This window comes from Citrobacter sp. RHBSTW-00029 (assembly GCF_014104295.1).
Taxonomy (GTDB): Bacteria; Pseudomonadota; Gammaproteobacteria; order Enterobacterales; family Enterobacteriaceae; genus Citrobacter; species Citrobacter youngae.
This window is the reverse complement of the sequence record NZ_JABXRT010000001.1, coordinates 3,376,113-3,399,323: the sequence shown is the minus strand read 5'-3', so window position 1 is coordinate 3,399,323 and position 23,211 is coordinate 3,376,113. Positions and strand designations below refer to the sequence as shown.

Annotated in this window: 18 protein-coding genes and 1 riboswitch; of the genes, 6 read left to right on the top strand and 12 right to left on the bottom strand. The window is 54.0% G+C overall.

All coding sequences use genetic code 11. The features are described from left to right. The first annotated feature begins 250 nt into the window (after window positions 1-250). Window positions 251-1,066 (top strand): co-chaperone DjlA, encoded by an 816-nt coding sequence (gene djlA, locus HV041_RS16540; RefSeq protein WP_048212719.1) that lies wholly within the window; start codon window positions 251-253, stop codon window positions 1,064-1,066. A gap of 95 nt (window positions 1,067-1,161) precedes the next feature. On the opposite strand, the gene rluA is transcribed toward djlA, so the two are convergent. From rluA to polB, 3 genes are all read right to left on the bottom strand, one after another. Beyond that, window positions 1,162-1,821 carry a bifunctional tRNA pseudouridine(32) synthase/23S rRNA pseudouridine(746) synthase RluA gene (gene rluA, locus HV041_RS16535; protein ID WP_003018849.1) on the bottom strand — a complete coding sequence of 220 codons (660 nt, stop codon included), beginning with the start codon at window positions 1,819-1,821 and terminating at the stop codon, window positions 1,162-1,164. A gap of 11 nt (window positions 1,822-1,832) precedes the next feature. Next, complete coding sequence (gene rapA, locus HV041_RS16530; RefSeq protein WP_121584187.1) at window positions 1,833-4,739, bottom strand: RNA polymerase-associated protein RapA; 2,907 nt, start codon at window positions 4,737-4,739, stop codon at window positions 1,833-1,835. Between the two features lie 177 nt (window positions 4,740-4,916). Beyond that, window positions 4,917-7,268, bottom strand: a complete 2,352-nt coding sequence (gene polB / locus HV041_RS16525) for a DNA polymerase II (protein WP_121584188.1) — start codon at window positions 7,266-7,268, stop codon at window positions 4,917-4,919. A gap of 596 nt (window positions 7,269-7,864) precedes the next feature. Between polB and HV041_RS16520 the strand changes: the two genes are divergently transcribed. After that, the gene (locus HV041_RS16520; RefSeq protein ID WP_048212716.1) at window positions 7,865-8,248 is read left to right on the top strand and encodes a DUF4751 family protein; all 384 of its coding nucleotides are present in this window, start codon (window positions 7,865-7,867) and stop codon (window positions 8,246-8,248) included. 42 nt (window positions 8,249-8,290) lie between these two features. Here the strand turns inward: HV041_RS16520 and araD are convergent, their stop codons facing one another. From araD to araB, 3 genes are all read right to left on the bottom strand, one after another. Further along, window positions 8,291-8,986 carry an L-ribulose-5-phosphate 4-epimerase gene (araD, locus tag HV041_RS16515; RefSeq protein ID WP_048212715.1) on the bottom strand — a complete coding sequence of 232 codons (696 nt, stop codon included), beginning with the start codon at window positions 8,984-8,986 and terminating at the stop codon, window positions 8,291-8,293. Between the two features lie 105 nt (window positions 8,987-9,091). Beyond that, a complete protein-coding gene (gene araA, locus HV041_RS16510) occupies window positions 9,092-10,594 on the bottom strand; it encodes an L-arabinose isomerase (RefSeq protein ID WP_121584189.1) in 1,503 nt (500 codons plus the stop codon). A 10-nt stretch (window positions 10,595-10,604) separates the two neighbouring features. After that, complete coding sequence (araB, locus tag HV041_RS16505) at window positions 10,605-12,314, bottom strand: ribulokinase (protein WP_121584190.1); 1,710 nt, start codon at window positions 12,312-12,314, stop codon at window positions 10,605-10,607. Window positions 12,315-12,653: 339 nt separating this feature from the next. Between araB and araC the strand changes: the two genes are divergently transcribed. Beyond that, window positions 12,654-13,499, top strand: coding sequence for an arabinose operon transcriptional regulator AraC (araC, locus tag HV041_RS16500; RefSeq protein WP_048212712.1), 846 nt, complete (start codon window positions 12,654-12,656; stop codon window positions 13,497-13,499). Between the two features lie 119 nt (window positions 13,500-13,618). Further along, window positions 13,619-14,386 (top strand): DedA family protein, encoded by a 768-nt coding sequence (locus HV041_RS16495; protein ID WP_061067229.1) that lies wholly within the window; start codon window positions 13,619-13,621, stop codon window positions 14,384-14,386. 97 nt (window positions 14,387-14,483) lie between these two features. On the opposite strand, the gene thiQ is transcribed toward HV041_RS16495, so the two are convergent. From thiQ to sgrR, 4 genes are all read right to left on the bottom strand, one after another. Then, window positions 14,484-15,182, bottom strand: coding sequence for a thiamine ABC transporter ATP-binding protein ThiQ (gene thiQ / locus HV041_RS16490; protein ID WP_101741373.1), 699 nt, complete (start codon window positions 15,180-15,182; stop codon window positions 14,484-14,486). Further along, the gene (gene thiP / locus HV041_RS16485; RefSeq protein ID WP_121584191.1) at window positions 15,166-16,776 is read right to left on the bottom strand and encodes a thiamine/thiamine pyrophosphate ABC transporter permease ThiP; all 1,611 of its coding nucleotides are present in this window, start codon (window positions 16,774-16,776) and stop codon (window positions 15,166-15,168) included. The genes thiQ and thiP overlap by 17 nt, the downstream gene beginning before the upstream one ends. Then, window positions 16,752-17,735, bottom strand: a complete 984-nt coding sequence (thiB, locus tag HV041_RS16480; protein WP_121584192.1) for a thiamine ABC transporter substrate binding subunit — start codon at window positions 17,733-17,735, stop codon at window positions 16,752-16,754. Before thiB ends, thiP begins: the two co-directional genes overlap by 25 nt. Window positions 17,736-17,765: 30 nt before the next feature. After that, a riboswitch (TPP riboswitch) is annotated at window positions 17,766-17,889 on the bottom strand. Between the two features lie 33 nt (window positions 17,890-17,922). Then, window positions 17,923-19,578 carry an HTH-type transcriptional regulator SgrR gene (gene sgrR, locus HV041_RS16475; protein WP_086523579.1) on the bottom strand — a complete coding sequence of 552 codons (1,656 nt, stop codon included), beginning with the start codon at window positions 19,576-19,578 and terminating at the stop codon, window positions 17,923-17,925. A 99-nt stretch (window positions 19,579-19,677) separates the two neighbouring features. Here sgrR and sgrT point away from each other — a divergent pair, with 99 nt between their 5' ends. Both sgrT and HV041_RS16465 read left to right on the top strand, forming a co-directional pair. Next, window positions 19,678-19,800 (top strand): glucose uptake inhibitor SgrT, encoded by a 123-nt coding sequence (gene sgrT, locus HV041_RS16470; protein WP_048212707.1) that lies wholly within the window; start codon window positions 19,678-19,680, stop codon window positions 19,798-19,800. A 115-nt stretch (window positions 19,801-19,915) separates the two neighbouring features. Then, the gene (locus HV041_RS16465; protein ID WP_048212706.1) at window positions 19,916-21,094 is read left to right on the top strand and encodes a sugar efflux transporter; all 1,179 of its coding nucleotides are present in this window, start codon (window positions 19,916-19,918) and stop codon (window positions 21,092-21,094) included. Between the two features lie 100 nt (window positions 21,095-21,194). Here HV041_RS16465 and leuD read toward each other — a convergent pair whose 3' ends face one another. Next, a complete protein-coding gene (gene leuD, locus HV041_RS16460) occupies window positions 21,195-21,800 on the bottom strand; it encodes a 3-isopropylmalate dehydratase small subunit (RefSeq protein WP_048212705.1) in 606 nt (201 codons plus the stop codon). 10 nt (window positions 21,801-21,810) lie between these two features. Further along, window positions 21,811-23,211, bottom strand: a complete 1,401-nt coding sequence (gene leuC / locus HV041_RS16455; RefSeq protein ID WP_048212704.1) for a 3-isopropylmalate dehydratase large subunit — start codon at window positions 23,209-23,211, stop codon at window positions 21,811-21,813.

Below are 23,211 nucleotides of genomic sequence, written 5' to 3'. Positions count from 1 at the left end.
GTATTTATTGTTCCATCATCAGTAGCGTCGCGCGTGACAAACGGTCACAGCCTAACTTATCTCATCTTCACTGCGCTAGTGTTAATCCTGCCCATTTAGGCATCCGTGGTGTTAGGCACGGCATTGAATGACAGGTATGATAATGCAAATTATAGGCGATGTCCCACAATTGACCGCAGCCGTAAATCGGTAAAAGCACCTTATATTGTGGGACATAGCCTGGCTGAGAGCATAAAGATTTGGGGAGTCTATGCAGTATTGGGGAAAGATAATTGGTGTAGCCGTGGCCTTAATGATGGGTGGCGGCTTCTGGGGTGTGGTTCTGGGGCTGTTAGTTGGCCACATGTTCGACAAAGCCCGCATGCGCAAAATGGCGTGGTTTGCCAACCAACGTGAACGCCAGGCGCTTTTTTTTGCCACCACTTTTGAGGTGATGGGGCATCTGACCAAATCCAAAGGTCGCGTCACGGAAGCCGATATTCATATCGCCAGCCAGTTGATGGATCGGATGAATTTGCACGGTGACTCGCGAACGGCTGCACAACACGCCTTCCGGGTAGGAAAATCGGATAATTATCCATTACGTGAAAAGATGCGTCAGTTTCGCAGCGTCTGTTTTGGTCGATTCGATCTGATCCGCATGTTTCTGGAAATTCAAATCCAGGCGGCATTTGCCGATGGGTCGTTACATCCTAACGAGCGTGAAGTGCTGTATGTGATTGCTGAAGAGTTGGGGATCTCACGAGCCCAATTTGATCAGTTCCTGCGCATGATGCAGGGCGGCGCGCAGTTTGGCGGCGGATATCAGCAGCAGTCTGGCGGCGGTGGCTGGCAGCAGGCGCAACGCGGCCCGACGCTGGAAGACGCCTGTAATGTGCTGGGTGTGAAAACGACCGATGATGCGACTACCATAAAGCGCGCTTACCGTAAGCTGATGAGCGAGCACCATCCGGACAAACTGGTCGCGAAAGGTCTGCCGCCAGAGATGATGGAAATGGCGAAGCAAAAAGCGCAGGAAATCCAAAAGGCTTACGAGCTGATTAAGGAGCAAAAAGGATTCAAGTGATTGAATTGCCGGATGCGGCTAGCGCCTTATCCGGCCTACGTTAATGAATGTAGGCCGGGCAAGCGAAGCGCTCCCGGCATAAATTGGCTCAGAATTTAAAAATCCGCCGGGACTTTAAACGTCATACTGTTGCCGTATTCGGGATGCGTGATGGTTAACATCTCTGCATGCAGCAACAGGCGCGGCGCTAACGCCAGCGCTTCCGGCGGAGCATAGAAGCGGTCGCCGAGGATTGGATGCCCTAAAGCCAGCATATGTACACGCAACTGGTGGGAGCGTCCGGTAATGGGTTTGAGCACCACCCGGGCGGTATTATCCGCGGCAAACTCCACAACTTCGTATTCTGTTTGCGCGGATTTTCCGGTCTCATAACACACTTTTTGCTTTGGCCTGTTCGGCCAGTCGCAAATCAGCGGTAAATCAACCAGACCCTCGGCCGGAGCGGGATGCCCCCAGACGCGTGCAACATACTGTTTTTTCGGTTCGCGCTCGCGAAACTGGCGCTTTAGCTCGCGCTCTGCCGCTTTGGTTAGCGCGACTACAATCACGCCGCTGGTGGCCATATCCAGACGATGGACGGATTCAGCCTGCGGATAGTCGCGCTGAATACGCGTCATCACGCTGTCTTTGTGCTCATCCAGACGACCCGGCACAGACAACAAACCGCTCGGCTTATTGACCACCATAATGTGCTCATCCTGATACAGGATGACCAACCAGGGTTCCTGCGGCGGATTGTAGTTTTCCATCCCCATGTATGGCTCCGTTACTGATGCGTCACGACGATCAGGCGCAGGGCATCCAGACGCCAGCCCGCCTGATCCAGGCTTTCCATCACCTGCTGACGGTTGCTTTCAATTGCGCTGAGTTCGTCATCACGGATGTTCGGGTTAACGGCACGCAGCGCTTCCAGACGGGAGAGTTCCGCAGTCAGTTTTTCGTCCGCTTCTTTACGCGCCGCGTCGATCAGCGCGCGGGCTGATTTTTCCACCTGTGCTTCACCGAGTTGCAGAATAGCATGAACGTCCTGCTGCACGGCGTTGACCAGTTTACTGCCGGTGTGGCGGTTAACGGCGCTGAGCTGACGGTTAAAGGTTTCGAACTCAACCTGTGCAGCGAGGTTATTGCCGTTTTTATCCAGCAGCATACGTACCGGCGTTGGTGGCAGGAAGCGGTTCAGCTGCAGCTGTTTCGGCGCCTGCGCTTCAACCACATACACCAGCTCAACCAACAGAGTTCCGACCGGTAATGCTTTGTTTTTCAACAACGAAATGGTGCTGCTGCCGGTGTCACCAGAGAGGATAAGATCCAGACCATTACGGATTAACGGATGCTCCCAGGTAATAAACTGAGCGTCTTCACGCGACAGAGCGACATCACGCTCAAACGTAATGGTGCAGCCATCTTCCGGCAGTCCTGGGAAATCAGGCACCAGCATGTGATCGGACGGCGTCAGCACGATCAAATTGTCGCCACGGTCATCCTGATTAATACCAACGATATCAAACAGGTTCATCGCGAAAGCGATCAGGCTGGTATCGTCGTCCTGTTCTTCAATACTTTCAGTAAGCCGCTGAGCTTTTTCACCGCCGTTAGAGTGGATCTCCAGCAGGCGATCGCGACCTTGCTCCAGCTGTGCCTTCAGCGCGTCATGTTGCTCGCGACAGGTTTTGATCAAATCGTCAAAGCCATCGGTGTTTTCTGGCTCCGCCAGGTAGCCGATCAGATGGTTATAGACCGTGTCATAGATGGTGCGTCCGGTCGGACAGGTGTGCTCGAACGCATCCAGACCTTCGTGGTACCAGCGTACCAGCACGGACTGCGCGGTTTTTTCCAGATAAGGAACGTGGATCTGAATATCATGCGCTTGGCCAATACGATCCAGACGGCCGATACGTTGTTCCAGCAGGTCCGGGTTAAACGGCAGGTCAAACATCACCAGATTGCTGGCGAACTGGAAGTTACGGCCTTCTGAGCCGATTTCAGAACACAGCATCACCTGGGCACCGCTATCTTCTTCGCTAAACCAGGCGGCGGCACGGTCGCGCTCAATGATCGACATCCCTTCATGGAACACGGCGGCGCGGATACCTTCGCGCTCGCGCAGCACTTGCTCAAGTTGCAACGCGGTGGTGGCTTTCGCGCAGATCACCAGTACTTTCTGTGAACGGTGGCTGGTCAGGTAACCCATCAGCCATTCAACGCGCGGATCAAAGTTCCACCAGGTACCGGTATCACCTTCAAATTCCTGATAAATCTGTTCGGGGTAGAGCATGTCGCGAGCGCGATCTTCCGCGCTCTTACGTGCGCCCATAATGCCCGATACTTTGATGGCTGTCTGGTATTGGGTTGGCAGCGGCAGCTTGATGGTATGCAGTTCGCGTTTCGGGAAGCCTTTCACACCATTACGGGTGTTACGGAACAGCACGCGGCTGGTGCCGTGTCTGTCCATCAGCATCGAAACCAGTTCCTGACGCGCGCTTTGGGCGTCATCACTGTCGCTGTTCGCAGCCTGTAATAGCGGCTCAATATCCTGTTCGCCAATCATGTCGCCGAGCATGTTTAGCTCATCGTTACTCAGCTTGTTGCCAGCCAGCAGCATGGCAACCGCATCGGCAACCGGGCGATAATTTTTTTGTTCTTCAACGAACTGGGCAAAATCGTGGAAGCGGCTTGGGTCCAGCAGGCGCAAACGCGCAAAGTGACTTTCCATGCCGAGTTGTTCCGGCGTTGCGGTCAGCAGCAGGATACCCGGCACGCGCTCTGCCAGCTGTTCAATGGCCATATACTCGCGGCTGGGCGCATCTTCGCTCCATACCAGGTGATGGGCTTCATCGACAATCAACAGGTCCCATTCCGCATCACACAGATGCTCCAGACGTTGTTTACTACGACGGGCAAAGTCCAGAGAGCAGATAACCAGTTGCTCAGTTTCAAACGGGTTGTAGGCGTCGTGCTGCGCTTCCGCATAGCGTTCGTCATCGAACAGCGCGAAACGCAGGTTGAAACGGCGCAGCATTTCGACCAGCCACTGGTGCTGTAAAGTTTCAGGAACGATGATCAGTACGCGCTCGGCAGCACCAGACAGCAGTTGCTGATGCAGGATCATCCCGGCTTCAATGGTTTTGCCTAGGCCAACTTCGTCTGCCAGTAACACGCGAGGCGCATGGCGGCGGCCGACATCGTGGGCGATGTTAAGCTGGTGTGGGATCAGGCTGGTGCGCTGACCGCGCAGGCCACTCCACGGCATGCGGTACTGCTCGCTTTGAAATTTACGCGCACGATAGCGCAGTGCGAAGCGGTCCATACGGTCAATCTGGCCAGCAAACAGGCGATCCTGCGGTTTACTGAACACCAGCTTGCTGTCGAGCAGCACTTCACGCAGCATGACGCCAGTTTCTTCGGTATCGAGGCGAGTTCCGATATAAGCAAGCAGGCCGTTTTCTTCTTTTACTTCATCGACATGCAGTTGCCAGCCTTCATGGCTTGTTATCGTATCGCCAGGATTGAACATCACGCGGGTCACGGGGGAATCACTGCGCGCATACAGACGGTTTTCGCCCGTCGATGAGAAAAGTAAAGTGACGGTTCGCGCATCCATGGCGACAACGGTACCAAGTCCCAATTCGCTTTCTGTATCGCTGATCCAGCGTTGACCAAGTGTAAAAGGCATATGTGTTCGGCTCTATATCTTTAATTGCAGGCAATACTCGTCATTTTTCGGGCGAGCCCGAGGTTTTGAGAGCATACGACCCCGCTACCAGGCTAATAAATCAGTGGTAGTGGTGTTAAATGGGTCCAGGAATGGAAAGGGCGCTATGGTACTGGATGGCGGCGGTTTCGTCACGCGTCAAAATAACCCCAGTTGTCCTGTGAGTAGTGTAGCAAAATTATCATCAATAAAGGGAAGAATTCCCTCGGCAACCGGTTGGATTTGGCGAGTCAGATAGTGCTCGTAATCGAGTGCAGATTGCTGATAATCAACAGGTTCTGGGCCATTTGTCGTCCAGACATATTTAATCGTTCCACGATTCTGATACTGCGGCGGACGCCCCAGTTTGACATTCTGCTCATCGGCGAGACGTGCGGCGCGAACGTGCGGCGGAACATTCCGCTGATATTCGCTCAACGGGCGGCGCAGACGCTTACGGTACACCAGTTGTTCATCCAGTTCACCCGCCATCAGACGGCTGATAGTCTCGCGAACGAACTCCTGATAGGGCTCGTTACGAAAAATTCGCAGGTACAACTCCTGCTGAAACTGCTGGGCCAGCGGTGTCCAGTCGGTTCGTACCGTTTCCAGTCCCTTAAACACCATTCGTTGCTCAGCACCGTCCTGAATCATCCCGGCGTAGCGTTTTTTGCTGCCGGTATCGGCACCGCGAATGGTCGGCATTAGGAAGCGACAAAAATGGGTTTCAAACTCCAGCTCCAGCGCGCTGGTCAGATTTTGCTGCTTCAGCGATTGCGCCCACCAGTTATTGACATAGCTCACCAACTCACGACCAATTCTGGCGGCATTCTCTTCCGTGTGCGCACCTTTGAGCCAGACAAAGGTCGAGTCAGTATCGCCATAGATGACATCGTAACCCTGTGCTTCTATCAGCGCTTTAGTCTGGCGCATGATCGCATGGCCGCGCATGGTGATCGACGAGGCCAGGCGCGGATCAAAGAAGCGACAAGCTGTGGTGCCAAGTACGCCGTAAAATGCGTTCATGATGATTTTCAGCGCCTGCGAGAGCGGCTTATTCCCGTGGCGTTTTGCTTCATCGCGCCCATGCCAGATCCGGGTAACGATTTCCGGCAGGCAGTGCTTTTCACGTGAGAACCAGGCGTCAAGGAACCCTTCGGTGCTGTGCTCCGGATCCGGCTGCGCCATCCCTTCGATAAGCCCCACCGGATCGATTAAAAAAGTACGAATTATTGAGGGGTACAGGCTTTTATAATCCAGCACCAGTACCGAGTCGTATAAGCCTGGGCGCGAGTCCATCACGTAGCCGCCGGGGCTGGCATGAGGGGGAACTTCCCCCAGATTGGGCGCAACGTAACCGGCGCGGTGCATCCGCGGCAAGTAGAGGTGTCCGAAAGCGGCAACCGAACCACCGTGCCGGTCGGCAGGCAGACCGTTTACCGTCGAACGTTCCAGCAGAAACGGCATGATCTCGGTTTTATGAAAAATACGCGTGACCAGCTCACAGTCTTTGAGGTTGTAAGTGGCAAGAGCGGGCTTATCCTGAGCAAAACGGCGGTCAATTTCGTCCATTCTGTCCCAGGGATTATCGATCGACTTCCCTTCGCCAAGGAGTTCCTGCGATACCGTTTCCAGCGAGAATGACGAGAAATTCCAGAATGCGGATTTGAGTGCCTCAATGCCGTCAATAATCAGACGCCCTTTGGCCTGCGCGAAAAAAACACCGTTTTTAAAACCGTGTTCACGCCACTCCAGTTCGCTGTTGTCGCGACCAAAACGCAGTGGGATACGATAACGTTCAGCATGATTTTGCAGGACGCGTAAATCGAACTGCACCACGTTCCAACCGATTATCACATCGGGATCGTGACAGGCAATCCAGTCGTTAAGTTTTTCCAGCAACAGCGGGCGGCTGGCGACGTACTCAAGTTCAAAATCCAGCCGGGAGGCATCGCCATTCGGCGGGCCGAGCATATAGACATTACGCTGCCCGCAACCTTCAAGGCCGATGCAATACAGCTCGCCGTGACGCGTTGTTTCGATATCCAGCGATACCCATTTTAACGGTGGTCGGTAGTCCGGGTTCGGCTTCAGCCGCGCATTAATCAGCGTTCCGTCATGCTTGTCGCCTTCGACCCAAACCGGGGAGGTAATAAAGCGTTCCATCAGATAACGTTCTGGTGGACGCACATCGGCCTCGTAAACCGTCACACCATTTTCACGCAGCAGTTTTTCCAGCCGCATAAGCTGGCGGTGCGAACGGCAATACAGGCCCGAAACGGGCTGGCGGTGGAAATCTTGTAACTGAAGTGGCGTCAGACGATAGCCGTTCTCTGTACGTAATAATGACGTTATGCGAGGCGTCTGGTGTGTGGGGACAAACGCGACGGATTCCTGTGGCGCAAGCGTAACCCGCAGTGGCCCATTGTCTGTTGCCAGCCAGAATGAAACCTCTGTCCCCTGCGGGGTATCCCGCCAGTGTCGGGTTAAAATAAAACCAGCCTGCGCCACGCTGTGTATCCGTCAAAAAACCAGGAATTAGTATAGCCTGGTTTGCACGACTATACTGTCATTTTGTACAGTTATAAGATGGCAGGCGCGGGATGATGCGGTAGCAGTGACAGTAAAATTCTTTTCGGGTACAAATTTTCAGTGTCGAACTATTTAATATATGAATATAGTTTCTGATTATACCACCGTAAATTATTTGATTAGCCTGTTTTGATTGTTTATTTAAATTACTGCTTTTTGATTGTGTATTTTTCATAAGTTGATAGTCCGTTTCAGGCGTTTTGTTCACATTTTCAGAATAGTACTTAACCCATTCTGTTACTTATCCCTCGGTTCAGAAAAAATTGTGCTCTTTTTATTTGTTTTTATTCATGGTTAGTGTAACTATTTTAATCAAAGCATTCTGGTTGTCAGGTTGAATATAATATATTGAAGGATTGCTATTGTCTGGATAAAAAACGGATTTTCGGTTCGATTTCGTCGGGAATATCTCTCTGCATAATTTGATTTTTATCGCTTAATATAATTTATATTTATCTGGTAGCTAGGATGCTTTATATCAATAGCTTGGGTGCGTTGTGTGATGGAGTAGTATTATGAATGTTTATACTCAGGCGTTACAGGTGGGATATGATCACTATTTATTTGTTAATACTCAGCTATCTAACCCGACCATTAAGTCGGTAAGTCACTACATTGAGTATAGAACATGGTCAGGACAAATCTGGCGTACTGAGGTTATTGAGCGTGGGAATGCCTTCTTTCACTGGCAGGGACAGGACAGAATAAATGGGCATCGTGATACGGTTATTAATTATCTGTTGAATGGCCAGCGCTGGCAGTCAACAATTGCAGATTATATTTTCTTTCATTCGCTGGATGGCGAAGAGGCACTGGGACATTACGATAATGTGATTAAATACGTTTGTGCTAATAATTGTGTGTATCGAAGTGCGTTTGCGGAATATATAACCGAATAATAAGAGAGCGCGTCGCTGTTTCCGGACGCGCTTGTATTTTTTTTACTGACCGTAATAGGCTTTAGCACCGTGTTTACGCAGGTAATGTTTATCCAGCAACGTTTGCTGCATATCCGGTAACTGCGGTGCGAGTTGGCGGCAGAAAATCCCCATATAGGCGACTTCTTCCAGCACAATCGCGTTATGTACTGCATCCTCGGCATTTTTTCCCCACGCAAACGGACCGTGAGAATGCACCAATACGCCAGGCATCTGTGCGGCATCAATCCCCTGTTTCTCAAAGGTTTCGACGATCACATTCCCGGTTTCCCATTCATATTCGCCGTTAATCTCGACGTCGGTCATTTTACGCGTGCAGGGGATGGCGCCATAGAAATAGTCCGCATGCGTTGTACCCGTGGCCGGGATTGACTGGCCCGCCTGCGCCCAGATGGTTGCGTGACGAGAATGGGTGTGAACAATGCCGCCAATCGTCGGGAATGCCTGGTACAGCAGGCGGTGCGTTGGTGTATCAGAAGAGGGTTTTTTCTGGCCTTCCACCACTTCGCCTGTTGCGATACTGACAACGACCATATCGTCGGCAGTCATGACGCTGTAATCGACACCGGATGGTTTAATCACAAATACGCCGCGTTTGCGATCGACGGCGCTAACGTTGCCCCAGGTCAGGGTGACCAGATTGTGCTTAGGCAGCGCCAGATTGGCTTCCAGTACCTGACGTTTGAGATCTTCTAACATGATGCTCTCCGATGAATCTTGCCGGATGGCGCTACGCTTATCCGGCCTACAAATCGCACATTCTTGTAGGCCGGATAAGGTGTTTACGCCGTCATCCGGCAGTTGTTAACGTTTGAAGCCGTAATACACTTCGTTCCAGCGCAGCGCGTCCTTAAAGGCTGGCAGGCGGGTATCGTTATCGATCACCGCGATCTCGATATCGTGCATTTCAGCGAACTGACGCATGTCGTTCAGATCCAGCGCGTGGCTGAACACGGTGTGGTGCGCGCCTCCGGCAAGGATCCAGGCTTCAGATGCGGTTGGCAGATCCGGCTGGGCTTTCCACAGTGCGTTTGCCACCGGCAGTTTCGGCAGCTCATGTGGGGTTGGTACGGTGTCGATGCAGTTAACCAGCAGACGATAGCGATCGCCGAGATCGATCAGGCTGGCAACCACGGCCGGGCCGGTTTTGGTGTTGAAGATCAGACGGGCGGGATCGTCTTTACCACCAATGCCGAGGTGTTGTACGTCGAGGATCGGTTTCTCTTCCACCGCGATGGACGGGCACACTTCCAGCATGTGCGAACCAAGTACCAGATCGTTGCCTTTCTCGAAGTGGTAGGTGTAATCCTCCATAAATGAGGTGCCGCCCTGCAGACCGGTTGACATCACCTTCATGATGCGAAGCAGAGCGGCGGTTTTCCAGTCGCCTTCGCCAGCAAAGCCATAGCCTTGCTGCATCAGACGCTGTACGGCCAGACCCGGGAGCTGTTTCAGGCCGTGTAAATCTTCAAATGTGGTGGTGAAGGCGTGGAATCCGCCCTGTTCCAGGAAGCGCTTCATCCCCAGTTCAATACGGGCGGCTTCCAGGACGTTCTGACGTTTTTCACCGTGGACTTGCGTTGCCGCCGTCATGGTGTAAGAGCTTTCATACTCATCGATTAGTGCGTTGATTTCGCCGTCGCTAATTGCGTTCACGACCTGCACCAGATCGCCCACGGCCCAGGTGTTTACCGAGAAGCCGAATTTGATCTGCGCGGCAACTTTATCGCCATCGGTGACCGCAACTTCGCGCATGTTGTCGCCAAAACGGCAGACTTTCAGATGGCGAGTGTCCTGTTTGGACACGGCCTGTCGCATCCAGGATCCGATGCGTTCGTGTGCCTGTTTGTCCTGCCAGTGACCGGTGACCACGGCGTGCTGCTGACGCATACGTGCGCCGATGAAGCCGAACTCACGACCGCCGTGCGCGGTTTGGTTCAGGTTCATAAAGTCCATATCAATGCTGTCCCACGGCAGGGCGGCGTTAAACTGGGTGTGGAACTGCATCAGTGGTTTGTTGAGGATCGCCAGGCCGTTGATCCACATTTTCGCCGGCGAGAAGGTATGCAGCCAGACCACCATCCCTGCGCAGCGATCGTCATAGTTGGCGTCACGGCAAATAGCGGTGATTTCGTCAGGCGAGGTACCCAGCGGTTTTAAGACCAGTTTGCAGGGCAGTTTAGCTTCAGTATTCAGTGCGTTAACGACGTGCTCGGCATGTTGGGTTACCTGACGCAGGGTTTCAGGGCCATACAGATGCTGGCTACCAATCACAAACCACACTTCATAGTTATCAAAAATCGTCATTGTCGTGTCCTTAATGTGTCAGGGTTGCCTGGTTTACCGGTGTTTTTTGCGCCGGCATGGCAGTCGGAAGGTATTGTTGTTCAGCGCTTACTGCCCATTGCTGGTAGCGGCGGTAAAGCTGTTCAAAACGTTGAGCCTGGTCTGGGCGAGGTTGCATCGTCTTTTCTACGGCGCTCGCCATTTTTTGTTGGGCGGCGGGAATGTCCGCGTGGACCTTAGCGGCTACGGCGGCGAAGATAGCCGCACCGAGTGCGCAGCACTGGTCGGAAGCAACGATTTGTAGCGGACGGTTCAGCACGTCACAGCAGGTCTGCATGATGATCGGGTTTTTGCGGGCGATGCCACCTAACGCCATCACGTTATTAACCGCAATGCCCTGTTCGGTGAAGCATTCCTGAATTGCGCGCGCGCCAAAGGCCGTGGCGGCAATCAGCCCACCGAACAGCGCTGGTGCGTCGGTGGCCAGATTGAGATCGGTAATCACCCCTTTCAAACGTTGGTTGGCATTGGGCGTACGGCGACCGTTAAACCAGTCGAGTACCACCGGCAGGTGATCCAGCGACGGATTTTTCGCCCAGGCTTCGGTGAGCGCTGGCAACAGTTGTTTTTGGCTGGCTTTAATCTGGGTCTTCAGCTCCGGATGCTGCGCGGCAAGCTGCTCCAGCGGCCAGCTCAGTACGCGGCTAAACCAGGCATAGATATCGCCGAAAGCGGACTGGCCAGCTTCGAGGCCAATAAAATCAGGCACTACGCTGCCATCAACCTGGCCGCATATGCCTTTCACCGCGCGTTCGCCGACGCTGTGTTTGTCGGCAATCAGAATGTCGCAGGTTGAGGTGCCGATGACTTTTACCAGCGTATTGGGCTGTGCGCCCGCGCCGACTGCGCCCATATGGCAGTCAAAAGCGCCGCCTGCAATCACCACGCTTTCCGGTAGCCCCAGGCGCTGTGCCCACTCGGCGCACAGGGTGCCAACCGGCAGGTCGGCCGTGACGGTATCGGTAAACATTGGGTATGGCAGATGGCGGTTGAGGATGGGGTCGAGCTCATCAAAGAAACTGGCTGGCGGCAGACCGCCCCAGCTTTCATGCCACAGGGATTTGTGTCCGGCGCTGCAGCGTCCGCGGCGAATATCCTGCGGGCGTACGGTATTGGAGAGCAGGGCCGGAACCCAGTCGCACAGCTCAATCCATGAAACCGCAGCCTCTGCAACCGCATCATCCTGGCGGGTCACATGCAGGATTTTGGCCCAGAACCATTCGCTGGAATAAATACCGCCGATATAGCGGGAGTAATCGATCTTGCCCGGTGTGTGGCACAGGCGGGTGATTTCTTCGGCTTCTTCGACTGAGGTGTGATCTTTCCACAGGACAAACATGGCATTCGGGTTTTCAGCGAACTCCGGACGCAGTGCCAGTACGTTACCGTCTGCATCGATGGGCGCCGGGGTTGAGCCGGTACTGTCAACGCCGATCCCGACCACTTCCGCACGCTGTTCAGCGCTCAGTTCGACCAGCACGGTTTTCAGCGCCGCTTCCATCGATTCAATATAGTCGCGCGGATGATGGCGAAACTGGTTGTTCGGGCCATCACAATATTGCCCTTCCTGCCAACGTGGATACCACTCTACGCTGGTGGCGATTTCTTCACCGGTGGCGCATTCCACTGCCAACGCGCGTACTGAATCACTACCAAAATCGAGGCCAATTGTAATCGCCATCGTTTTACTCCATCCAAAAATACGGGTATGGATAAACAGTAGTGACCAGGGATAAAAACCGTCAGGCAGGATCCGCTAATCTTATGGATTAAAATGCTGTGGCATCACAAAGTGTGACGCCGTGCAAATAATCAATGTGGACATTTCTGCCGTAGTTATAGACACTTTTGTTAGCCGATTTTGAGGTTGGCTTGGGACATGTTTTTTACAAAGTGCTTTTCACAAGCGGGGTTGATGGTCCATTACCGCAAACACAGCGGCCCGCAGCGGCGACAGCGATTATGTCTGGCGTAATATGGACAAATTGTTTCTTGGCAGGACATAGGGAGTATTGAAATTATGGCTGAAACGCAAAACGATCCCCTGCTGCCAGGTTATTCGTTTAACGCGCATTTGGTGGCCGGATTAACCCCCATTGAGGCGAACGGATACCTGGATTTTTTTATCGACAGGCCGCTGGGGATGAAGGGCTACATCCTCAATCTCACCATCCGTGGCGAGGGGGTTATCAATAATCAGGGCCAGCAGTTTGTCTGTCGTCCTGGGGATATTTTGCTGTTTCCTCCCGGAGAAATTCACCACTACGGACGCCATCCTGACGCCAGCGAGTGGTATCACCAGTGGGTTTATTTTCGCCCGCGCGCCTACTGGCAGGAGTGGCTGGCCTGGCCGGCAATCTTTGCCCAGACCGGTTTTTTCCGCCCGGATGAAGCGCACCAGCCGCATTTTAACGAACTGTTTGGACAGATCATTCATGCCGGACAGGGGGAAGGGCGCTATTCCGAACTGTTGGCGATAAACCTGCTGGAGCAATTATTGCTCAGACGTATGGACGCCATTAATGAATCGCTGCACCCACCCATGGACAATCGCGTGCGCGATGCCTGCCAGTACATCAGCGATCATCTGGCGGACAGTAATTTTGATATTGCCAGCGTTGCGCAGCATGTCTGCCTGTCACCGTCCCGGTTGTCGCATCTGTTCCGCCAACAGTTGGGCATCAGCGTATTAAGCTGGCGCGAGGATCAGCGTATCAGCCAGGCCAAGCTATTGCTAAGTACCACCCGTATGCCTATTGCTACGGTGGGTCGCAATGTTGGCTTCGACGACCAGCTCTATTTCTCGCGCGTTTTCAAAAAATGTACCGGTGCCAGTCCGAGCGAGTTTCGCGCCGGATGTGAATAAAAAGTGAATGATGTGTCCTGAAAGTTGTCATAACTCGCAATCTATTCAGACAATTGATGGCTTGACGAAGTTGAGAAGGGTTAGCAGAATCCCTGCTTCGTAAATCTGACGGACACATTATGCAAGCATTGCTGGAACACTTTATTCTCCAGTCCGCCCTGTACTCTCTGATCGCCGTACTTTTGGTGGCCTTTCTGGAGTCGCTGGCGCTGGTTGGCCTGATCCTGCCCGGTACCGTGATGATGGCCGGGCTGGGGGCGCTGATTGGCAGTGGCGAACTGAACTTCTGGCATGCCTGGCTTGCGGGCATCATTGGTTGCTTATTGGGGGACTGGATCTCCTTCTGGCTGGGCTGGCGCTTTAAAAAGCCGCTGCACCGTTGGTCGTTCATGAAAAAGAACAAGGCATTGCTGGATAAAACCGAGCACGCGCTGCATCAGCACAGCATGTTTACTATTCTGGTGGGACGTTTTGTTGGTCCGACGCGACCGCTGGTGCCGATGGTGGCGGGCATGCTGGATCTGCCTGTCGCGAAATTTATTGTGCCCAATATCATCGGCTGCGTGTTGTGGCCGCCGTTCTATTTTCTGCCGGGGATCCTGGCGGGGGCGGCAATTGATATTCCTGCTGATATGCAGAGTGGGGATTTCAAATGGTTGCTGCTGGCGACGGCGCTACTGCTGTGGGTAGGCGGTTGGTTTTGCTGGCGGCTATGGCGCAGTGGCAAAGCGGCTGTCGATCGCTTAACGGCGTATTTCCCCCGCAGCCGTTTGCTGTATCTGGCGCCGTTGACGCTCGGGATCGGTGTGGTTGCGTTGGTGGCGTTGCTGCGACATCCACTGATGCCGGTGTATATCGATATTCTGCGTAAAGTCGTGGGTTACTGACGATTCCTTTGCCGGATGGCGGCTTCGCCTTATCCGGCCTACAGGTCGCACATTATGTAGGCCGGATAAGGCGTTCACGCCGTCATCCGGCAACGCATTATGCTTTAATGCCCAATAGCGCCGAGGCGCTAGCGTTACCGCTTAACAGATCGTCCGTATCGCCCTGCCAGGCGATGCGCCCGTCGGCGACCACAATCGAACGCGTCGCAATGCGCGCCGCATCTTCTACGCTGTGCGAAACCATCAGCAACGTAAGTTGCTTATCGCGACAGACCTCAGCCACCAGCGTTAACATCTCCTGGCGCAGCGCAGGGTCAAGCGCAGAGAACGGTTCATCAAGTAGCAAAATAGGCTGTTCGCGCACCAGGCAACGCGCCAGCGCCACACGTTGTCGCTGCCCGCCGGAAAGCTCGCCCGGAAGCCTGTCCAGCAGGTTATCAAGACCCATTTGCCGGGCGATATGGAGCATTTTCTCCCGCTGCGATGCGTTCAGCTTCAATCCTGGATTCAGGCCCAGGCCGATATTTTGCTGCACGTTCAGATGACTGAACAGGTTGTTTTCCTGAAACAGCATCGAAACCGGGCGACGAGAGGGCGGTGTGGTGGTGTGATCTTCACCTGCAATCATCATCGTGCCGCTGGCAGGTGTCAGAAAGCCGGCAATCAGATTCAGAAGCGTACTTTTCCCGGCGCCGCTTGGCCCGAGTATCGCTACCTGCTCACCGCGCGCGACCGACAACGTAAAGCGCATGGGCAAATGGTGATAAAGCCATGTGATATCAATCAGTTTTAACATTTCGACCCGGCAATTTCTCAATAACGGTAAACAGCGTAAAGCACAGGATCAGCAGTAATAACGCCGTAACCGCGCCATCCTGACTGCGATAAGAGCCAATCTGCTGATATAAATAAAACGGCAGGGTGCGGAAATCCTCATTACCAAATAACGCCACTACGCCAAAATCGCCAATCGACAGCACGCAGGCAAATGCCATCGCCTGTGCCAGCGGGCGCTTCAGGGCGCGCAGTTCAACCACTTTCAGGCGCGACCATCCCTCAATGCCCAACGACTGGCACAACATACTATAGCGCGCAGTGACGTCACGCATTGGGTTTTCCAGCACCTTCAATGCATAAGGGATCGCCATCAGCGCATTGGTAAAAATGACAATGCCGTCGGCAGATTCGGGAAGCCCAATAGTGTTATTGAGCAGCAGAAAGAAGCCGGTTGCCAGCACGATACCCGGCATGGCGAGGATCATCATGCCGCTCAACTCCAGCATCTGACCTGCCAGCATCTGCTGTCGGGCACGAAGTTCACGACTGCTCCATAACAGCATCATGGTGAGTATGACGCACAACGCACCTGCCGCCAGCGCAATGCGCAGCGAGGTTCCCAGCGCCTGCCACAGTACGGGTTGTCTAAGAACATCCAGTACATGGCGGTTTAAGCCATCGACAATCACCGCCAGCAACGGCGGAAGCAACAGCAACAGAGCGAGAACAATCAGAATTAAGTCAGCCAGACGGCTGTGCAGACGATCGTCGGGATCCCGCCAGCCCTGAACCAGCGTGGTGCCGGGGGCGATGGCGCGGCTCAAACGTTGGCTGAGCAGCACCAGTGCCAGACAACAAATCATCTGGATCAACGCCAGCATGGCTGCGCGGGCGGGATCGTAATCAAAGTTCAGCGCCTGATAGATAGCCAGTTCGATGGTGGTAGCTTGCGGCCCACCGCCCAGCGATAAAACGGTGGCGAAGCTGGCGAAGCACAGCATAAAGATGAGTGCTGCGACGGGCAGGATCTGACGACGCAGCCACGGCCATTCAACAAAACGGAAGAAATGCCAGCCGCGCATACCTAACTGAGCGGCTAACTGCCGCTGCTCGCCGGGAATATTCTCCAGCGACTGTAACAGCAGGCGGCTGGCCATCGGCAGATTGAAAAAGACGTGCGCCAGCAGAATGCCCTGCAAGCCGTACGGTGAAAACGTCCACTCTAGCCCGAAGACTTGCCAGAGCGAGGCCAGCCAACCCTGGCGACCGTAGACGCTAAGAATACCGAATACCGCGACCAGCACCGGCAGGATTAACGTCATTGCGCACAGACGCAGCAGCGCCAGACGTCCTGGAAAACGGCGACGATAGAGCGCTCTGGCAAGGAAAATCGCCGGGACAACCGACAGCACTGCGGATAAAAAAGCCTGCCAGAAAGAAAAGCGCACCACGTGCCACAGGTAGTCGTCTTGCCACAGTGAGAGCCATTCTCCCTGCGGGGCGTTAAACCACAGCGCCAGAAACGCGGCCAGCGCGACAGCCACCATCAATGTGGCAGCTGAAAGCCCTGGAACCAGCCAGCCGGGGATTAACGGCTGACGGCGCGTTGCCATTCGCTAATCCATGCCTGGCGTTGAGCTGCAACCTGCTGCGGCGTAAATTCCAGCGCGGTGGCTGGCTTAGTCAGTTGCTCGAATCCTGACGGCAGGGCGACCTGCGTCACCGGATACATCCAGTTGCCGGTCGGAATCGCATTCTGGAATGCCGGAGACACCATGAACTTCAGGAATTTCTCGGCCAGTTCCGGCTGCTTGCTGGCCGCGGTACGGGCGGCGACTTCCACCTGCAAATAGTGGCCTTCGCTAAAATTAGCGGCGGCGTAGTTGTCTTTTTTCTCGGCGATGATGTGATAGGCCGGAGAGGTGGTGTAGCTGAGCACCAGATCGCTTTCACCTTTCAGGAACAGGCCGTAGGCTTCGCTCCAGCCCTTGGTGAGGGTGACGGTTTTGGCTGCCAGTTTCTGCCACGCCTCTGGCGCTTTATCGCCATAGACTTTCTGCATCCATAGCAGCAGACCCAGACCCGGCGTGCTGGTGCGCGGATCCTGATAAATGACGCGCCATTTTTGGTCGCTTTCAACCAGTTCCTTCAGGCTTTTGGGCGGATTCTTCAGCTTGTTCTTATCATAAACGAAGGCGAAATAGCCGTAGTCAAACGGAACGAAGGTACCGTTTTTCCAGCCGCCGGGTACGTTAACGGTGTCGTTTGCTACACCACTTTTGGCAAACAGTTTGGTTTGTGTGGCGGCTTCCAGAAGGTTGTTATCCAGACCGAGTACAACGTCGGCTTTGCTGTTTTTTCCTTCCATGCGCAGGCGGTTAAGCAATGAAACACCATCTTCCAGCGCGACCAGTTTTAATTCACAGTTGCAGTCAGCTTCAAAGGCTTTTTTGATTGTTGGGCCCGGGCCCCAGTCAGCGGCGAACGAGTCGTAGGTATAGACGGTCAGTACAGGTTTGGCGAAGACAGGCGCTGCGCACAGCAGTAAAAGCGGAAGACATTTTTTAAACACTTTGCACCTCAAGAGTTGGGTGGCAAAGGACTTGAGATAAGCCTCAAATCCCTTCGCCGGCATTATCCGGATCAGGTTCGACGGGTATCTCTCAGCCCATACGCAGATCGAATGATTTTGCGTATGTTTTTATTTAGCACCCCGTTGAGAACGGCGTTAGTGTAATGATTTTGTTGCTTAGCAGCAATTAAGGATCCGGCGGAGCAAACCACGCCGATTTAAAATCAAACCAGCCGAGGGTATTCATGCGTAACCCGCGCATACTGCGCTGTCCCTGAATGATCAGCCAGTGGTGGATTAATGGCACAATGGCCTTGGTGGCGAGCAGCTGTTGGCACCATGCTGCCAGGCTCATTTCGCCCGTTCGCCAGCGAGCCGCATCGTTTTCCCAGTCCCGTGAGATACAGTTTTGCAGCAGCGGGACTTCGCACAAATGGGCGAACAGCGAGAAGTCCAGCGGTAGGGTAAAGTTGGCGCTGTTTAGCCAGATATCGCTGACGATTTCTCCCGCATGCCATTGATCGTAGTCGATCTCCTGAATAGTCAACTGCACCTGATGCGCAGCCAGCAGCGTTTTCATGATCTGCGCGATAATCCGGTGTTCGATGTGATCGCGATAGTAAGTGAGAGTCAGCGTTTCCAGCCCGGCTGGTTTTTCACCATGGCCGGGTCTGGCGTGATGCCAGCGAGGCAGTAAGCCGTAGGCGGGGAACCACAGTCGCTGATACTGTTCGTCGGCGTGGCAAATTAAATGGGTTGGCGAGAGTACGCGGCTAGCCCACTCGCGGACCTCCTGATTTGCGCCGCGGTGGGATCGTGCATCAAACAGCAGGTAGTAGCAACCTTCTTCGAGGCGACTTTCAATCGCCTTTTCATCCTCTGTGGGACCTTTTAGCGTCAAACCGCCGCCTGGCTCTTCGCCGATGTCAGGTAACACCCAAACGTTCACTTCGTCGATCAGCGCCCGGTAACCAAAGTAATCATCAAATGCGTGAATTTTCAGCTGGTTATTGGTGTTTCTCATCACCGCATATGGGCCAGTACCAATCGGGTGGCTGGAGAAGTTATTCAGCGTTTCCCATTCTCGCGGCAGGATCATGGCGGGGACTTGCCCCAATAACCAGGGAAGCCAACGGTCGGGCTGGGACAGATGGATATCCAGCGTCCAGGCCGTGGGAGAGACGATTTGTGTAATGTGCGAGTACAGAGGCAACGTGTTAATGCGGGTCAATGAGGTGATCACATCGTCCATCTCCAGCTCACGACCGTGATGAAAATGGATCCCCGGGCGCAGGAAGAATCGCCAGTGTAAAGGTGAAATCTGCTGCCAGTGATGGGCAATGTCCGCTTCCAGTTCCCCATTTTCCTCATTTACGCGAAGTAAGGCGCTGAAGATTTGTCGGGCGATATGGGTTTCGGAGCGGCGTAGCGCCGTACCAGGTAGCAGGTTGCGCATAGGACGATAATAGAGAACGCGCATGATATGCCGACCCTGACGAAAGCTGCGGCCGAGGTGGGAAACCAGCATTTGCCGTACGGCCGTTTTGTCACCGACCAGTTGCACCAGTTGATCGATGCGATCCTGTTCCAGCAGGTCTTCTGCGCGTTGCTGCTGGAGCGCCAGCCCGGTGTAGAGGAATGTCAGGCGTGAGCGTTTACCGCGTCCAACCTCGGCTTCCCACGTTAACCAACCGCGCTCCTGCATGGTATTAAGCAGGGTACGCATATGGCGGCGCGAGCAGCTAAGCAGCTCTGCCAGCTCGTTCAGCGTGGTGTCTTGCGTTTTGCCGTCACAGCATTGCCACAGACGGATGAACTGTTGTTGCAAACGACCAGAAGACATAAAAGGGGAACTCCTGCGAAAAACTCAGCAATTTTATTATCCCTATATTAAGCCAATAATAGATTCCGATGAAGCGATGAGACAACGAAGGGGTCATCTATGCGTCAATTCTGGTTGAAGTACTTTACCGCGACGGAAAAAACGTCCTGGTTGGCTTGCCTGAGCGCACCGCAGCGCTTAAAGATGCTCGAAGAACTGATGCAGTGGGAGGTGACAGCCTGACCTCTGAATTACGCATTGCAGACATCATGTGTGACTGAGTATTGGTGTAAAATCACCCGCCAGCAGATTTTTTCTGCTGGCTTTTTTCGTATCAGCCCAGCCAATAGGGATAACAATGCTCTGGATTATGACCATGGGACGGCGCCTCAATGGCGTTTACGCGGCATTTATGCTGGTCGCTTTTATGATGGGCGTGGCAGGGGCGTTGCAGGCCCCCACGCTGAGCCTGTTCCTGAGCCGCGAAGTCGGGGCGCAACCATTTTGGGTCGGGCTGTTTTACACCGTCAATGCGATTGCCGGGATCGTGGTTAGCCTCGGGCTTGCAAAACGATCCGACAGCCAGGGCGATCGGCGCAAGCTGATCATGTTTTGCTGCCTGATGGCGATTGGCAACGCGCTGCTGTTTGCGTTTAATCGCCATTATCTCACGTTGATCACCTGCGGTGTGCTGCTGGCCTCGCTGGCGAATACCGCCATGCCGCAGCTGTTTGCGCTGGCGCGGGAATATGCGGATAACTCCGCGCGTGAAGTGGTGATGTTTAGTTCGGTGATGCGTGCGCAGCTTTCGCTGGCCTGGGTGATCGGACCGCCGCTGGCCTTCATGCTGGCGCTGAATTACGGCTTTACGGCGATGTTTTCCATTGCCGCAGGGATTTTTGCCATTAGCCTGGTGCTGATTGCGCTGATACTGCCGTCTGTCGCTCGGGTGGAGCAGTCCGTTGACGTGCCGCTGGAACAGACCGGCGGTTGGCAGGACAAAAATGTGCGGATGCTGTTTATTGCCTCCACGCTGATGTGGACCTGCAATACCATGTACATCATCGATATGCCGCTGTGGATTAGCCAGGATTTAGGGCTGCCCGATAAGCTGGCGGGCATTTTAATGGGGACGGCTGCCGGGCTGGAAATTCCGGCGATGATTCTGGCGGGCTACTACGTGAAGCACTTTGGTAAACGGCGAATGATGATCGTCGCCGTGGCGGCCGGCGTGCTGTTTTATCTGGGGCTGATCTTCTTTCATAGCCATACGGCTCTGCTTATTTTGCAACTGTTTAACGCCGTATTCATCGGTATTGTCGCTGGGATAGGGATGCTGTGGTTTCAGGATCTGATGCCCGGACGCGCGGGTTCAGCGACCACATTATTTACCAACAGTATTTCGACCGGCGTCATTCTGGCGGGGGTGATTCAGGGTGCTGTTGCGCAAAGTTACGGACATTTTGCCGTTTACTGGGTAATCGCGGCGATTTCAGTGGTTACGTTGGTGATGACCGGGCGGGTGAAGGATGTTTGATTTATAAAGTGCCGGATGGCGGCGTAAACGCCTTATCCGGCCTACAATTGGAGCGCATATGTAGACCGGATAAGCGCAGCGCATCCGGTATAACAAAAGACTAGCGCATAAACGCTGGCTGCTCGTTTTCGTACTCGGTGATGGCCGCTTCATGCTGCAGCGTCAGCCCGATGCTGTCGAGACCATTCAGCATGCAGTGACGGCGGAAGTCGTCGATTTTAAAGCTGTAAGACTTATCGCCCGCTTTCACCACCTGCGCTTCCAGATCCACTTCAAATTTAATGCCTGGATTGGCTAACACCTGCGCAAACAGTTCATCCACCTGCGCATCACTCAGGGTGACCGGCAGCAGTTGGTTATTGAAGCTGTTACCGTAGAAGATGTCGGCGAAGCTTGGGGCGATCACCACTTTAAAGCCGTAATCGGTCAGTGCCCACGGCGCATGTTCGCGAGAAGAGCCGCAGCCAAAGTTTTCCCGCGCGAGCAGAATGGACGCGCCTTTATATTCCGGGAAGTTCAGCACGAACTCAGGATTAGGCTGTTGACCTTTTTCGTCCAGAAAACGCCAGTCGTTGAACAGATGGGCGCCAAAACCGGTACGCGTCACCTTCTGCAAAAACTGTTTGGGAATAATGGCGTCGGTATCAACGTTGGCGGCATCCAGTGGGACAACCAGGCCGGTATGCTGGGTAAATTTCTCTGCCATGGTAGTTTCCTTATTTGATGCTGCGAATGTCGGCAAAATGACCGGTAACGGCGGCTGCGGCGGCCATGGCCGGGCTGACTAAATGCGTGCGACCACCACGGCCCTGACGGCCTTCAAAGTTACGGTTGCTGGTGGAGGCACAGCGCTCACCCGGATTCAGGCGGTCATTGTTCATCGCCAGACACATCGAACAGCCCGGTAAACGCCATTCAAACCCAGCTTCGATAAAAATCTTATCCAGACCTTCTGCTTCCGCTTGCGCTTTCACCGGACCAGAACCCGGCACCACCAGCGCCTGTACGCCCGGTGCGACTTTACGGCCTTTGGCGATTTCCGCTGCGGCGCGTAAATCTTCAATACGCGAGTTGGTGCAGGAACCGATGAACACTTTATCGATAGCAACTTCTGTTAACGGAATGCCCGGTTTTAATCCCATGTAAGCCAACGCTTTCTCAGCCGATGCGCGTTCCACCGGATCGGTAAATGATGCCGGGTCGGGAATATTATCGTTTACCGAGATGACCTGACCCGGGTTCGTTCCCCAGGTGACTTGCGGCGCGATCTCTTCTGCCTGCAGGGTGACGACGGTATCAAAGGTGGCACCATCGTCGGTTTTCAGCGTTTTCCAGTACTCAACCGCGTGGGTAAAATCTTCGCCCTTCGGTGCGTGTAAACGCCCTTGCACATAGTTAAAGGTGGTTTCATCCGGTGCGACCAGACCCGCTTTGGCACCCATTTCAATGGCCATGTTACACAGGGTCATACGGCCTTCCATGCTCAGTTCGCGAATGGCTTCGCCGCAAAACTCAACCACGTGCCCGGTGCCGCCCGCGCTACCGGTTTTACCGATAATCGCCAGCACGATATCTTTGGCGGTAATACCAGGGGCTGCTTTACCGTTGACTTCAATCTTCATGGTTTTGGCGCGCCCTTGTTTCAGGGTCTGCGTCGCCAGCACGTGTTCAACTTCAGAGGTGCCAATACCAAAGGCCAACGCGCCGAACGCGCCGTGGGTGGCGGTGTGGGAGTCGCCGCAGACGATGGTCATACCCGGCAACGTCACGCCTTGTTCAGGCCCCATTACGTGGACGATCCCCTGATACGGATGATTCAGGTCGTACAGTTCGACGCCAAATTCATTACAGTTTTTGATCAATTCCTGCATCTGAATACGCGCCATCTCGCCGGAGGCGTTAATGTCTTTCGTTTGTGTCGAAACGTTGTGGTCCATGGTGGCAAAGGTTTTACCCGGCTGGCGCACCTGGCGGCCATGCGCACGCAGCCCATCAAACGCCTGCGGAGAGGTCACTTCATGCACCAGATGTCTGTCGATATACAACAGCGGGGTTTCGTTTTGCGCCTCAAAGACGACGTGCGCATTAAACAATTTTTCGTATAACGTCTTGGCCAT

What these genes read in the sequence shown, in the direction of transcription:
- djlA (WP_048212719.1), top strand. Translation starts at nt 251, where the DNA reads ATGCAGTATTGGGGAAAGATAATTGGTGTAGCCGTGGCCTTAATGATG.
- rluA (WP_003018849.1), bottom strand. Translation starts at nt 1,821, where the DNA reads ATGGGGATGGAAAACTACAATCCGCCGCAGGAACCCTGGTTGGTCATC.
- rapA (WP_121584187.1), bottom strand. Translation starts at nt 4,739, where the DNA reads ATGCCTTTTACACTTGGTCAACGCTGGATCAGCGATACAGAAAGCGAA.
- HV041_RS16520 (WP_048212716.1), top strand. Translation starts at nt 7,865, where the DNA reads ATGAATGTTTATACTCAGGCGTTACAGGTGGGATATGATCACTATTTA.
- araD (WP_048212715.1), bottom strand. Translation starts at nt 8,986, where the DNA reads ATGTTAGAAGATCTCAAACGTCAGGTACTGGAAGCCAATCTGGCGCTG.
- araA (WP_121584189.1), bottom strand. Translation starts at nt 10,594, where the DNA reads ATGACGATTTTTGATAACTATGAAGTGTGGTTTGTGATTGGTAGCCAG.
- araB (WP_121584190.1), bottom strand. Translation starts at nt 12,314, where the DNA reads ATGGCGATTACAATTGGCCTCGATTTTGGTAGTGATTCAGTACGCGCG.
- araC (WP_048212712.1), top strand. Translation starts at nt 12,654, where the DNA reads ATGGCTGAAACGCAAAACGATCCCCTGCTGCCAGGTTATTCGTTTAAC.
- HV041_RS16495 (WP_061067229.1), top strand. Translation starts at nt 13,619, where the DNA reads ATGCAAGCATTGCTGGAACACTTTATTCTCCAGTCCGCCCTGTACTCT.
- thiQ (WP_101741373.1), bottom strand. Translation starts at nt 15,182, where the DNA reads ATGTTAAAACTGATTGATATCACATGGCTTTATCACCATTTGCCCATG.
- thiP (WP_121584191.1), bottom strand. Translation starts at nt 16,776, where the DNA reads ATGGCAACGCGCCGTCAGCCGTTAATCCCCGGCTGGCTGGTTCCAGGG.
- sgrR (WP_086523579.1), bottom strand. Translation starts at nt 19,578, where the DNA reads ATGTCTTCTGGTCGTTTGCAACAACAGTTCATCCGTCTGTGGCAATGC.
- sgrT (WP_048212707.1), top strand. Translation starts at nt 19,678, where the DNA reads ATGCGTCAATTCTGGTTGAAGTACTTTACCGCGACGGAAAAAACGTCC.
- HV041_RS16465 (WP_048212706.1), top strand. Translation starts at nt 19,916, where the DNA reads ATGCTCTGGATTATGACCATGGGACGGCGCCTCAATGGCGTTTACGCG.
- leuD (WP_048212705.1), bottom strand. Translation starts at nt 21,800, where the DNA reads ATGGCAGAGAAATTTACCCAGCATACCGGCCTGGTTGTCCCACTGGAT.
- leuC (WP_048212704.1), bottom strand. Translation starts at nt 23,211, where the DNA reads ATGGCCAAGACGTTATACGAAAAATTGTTTAATGCGCACGTCGTCTTT.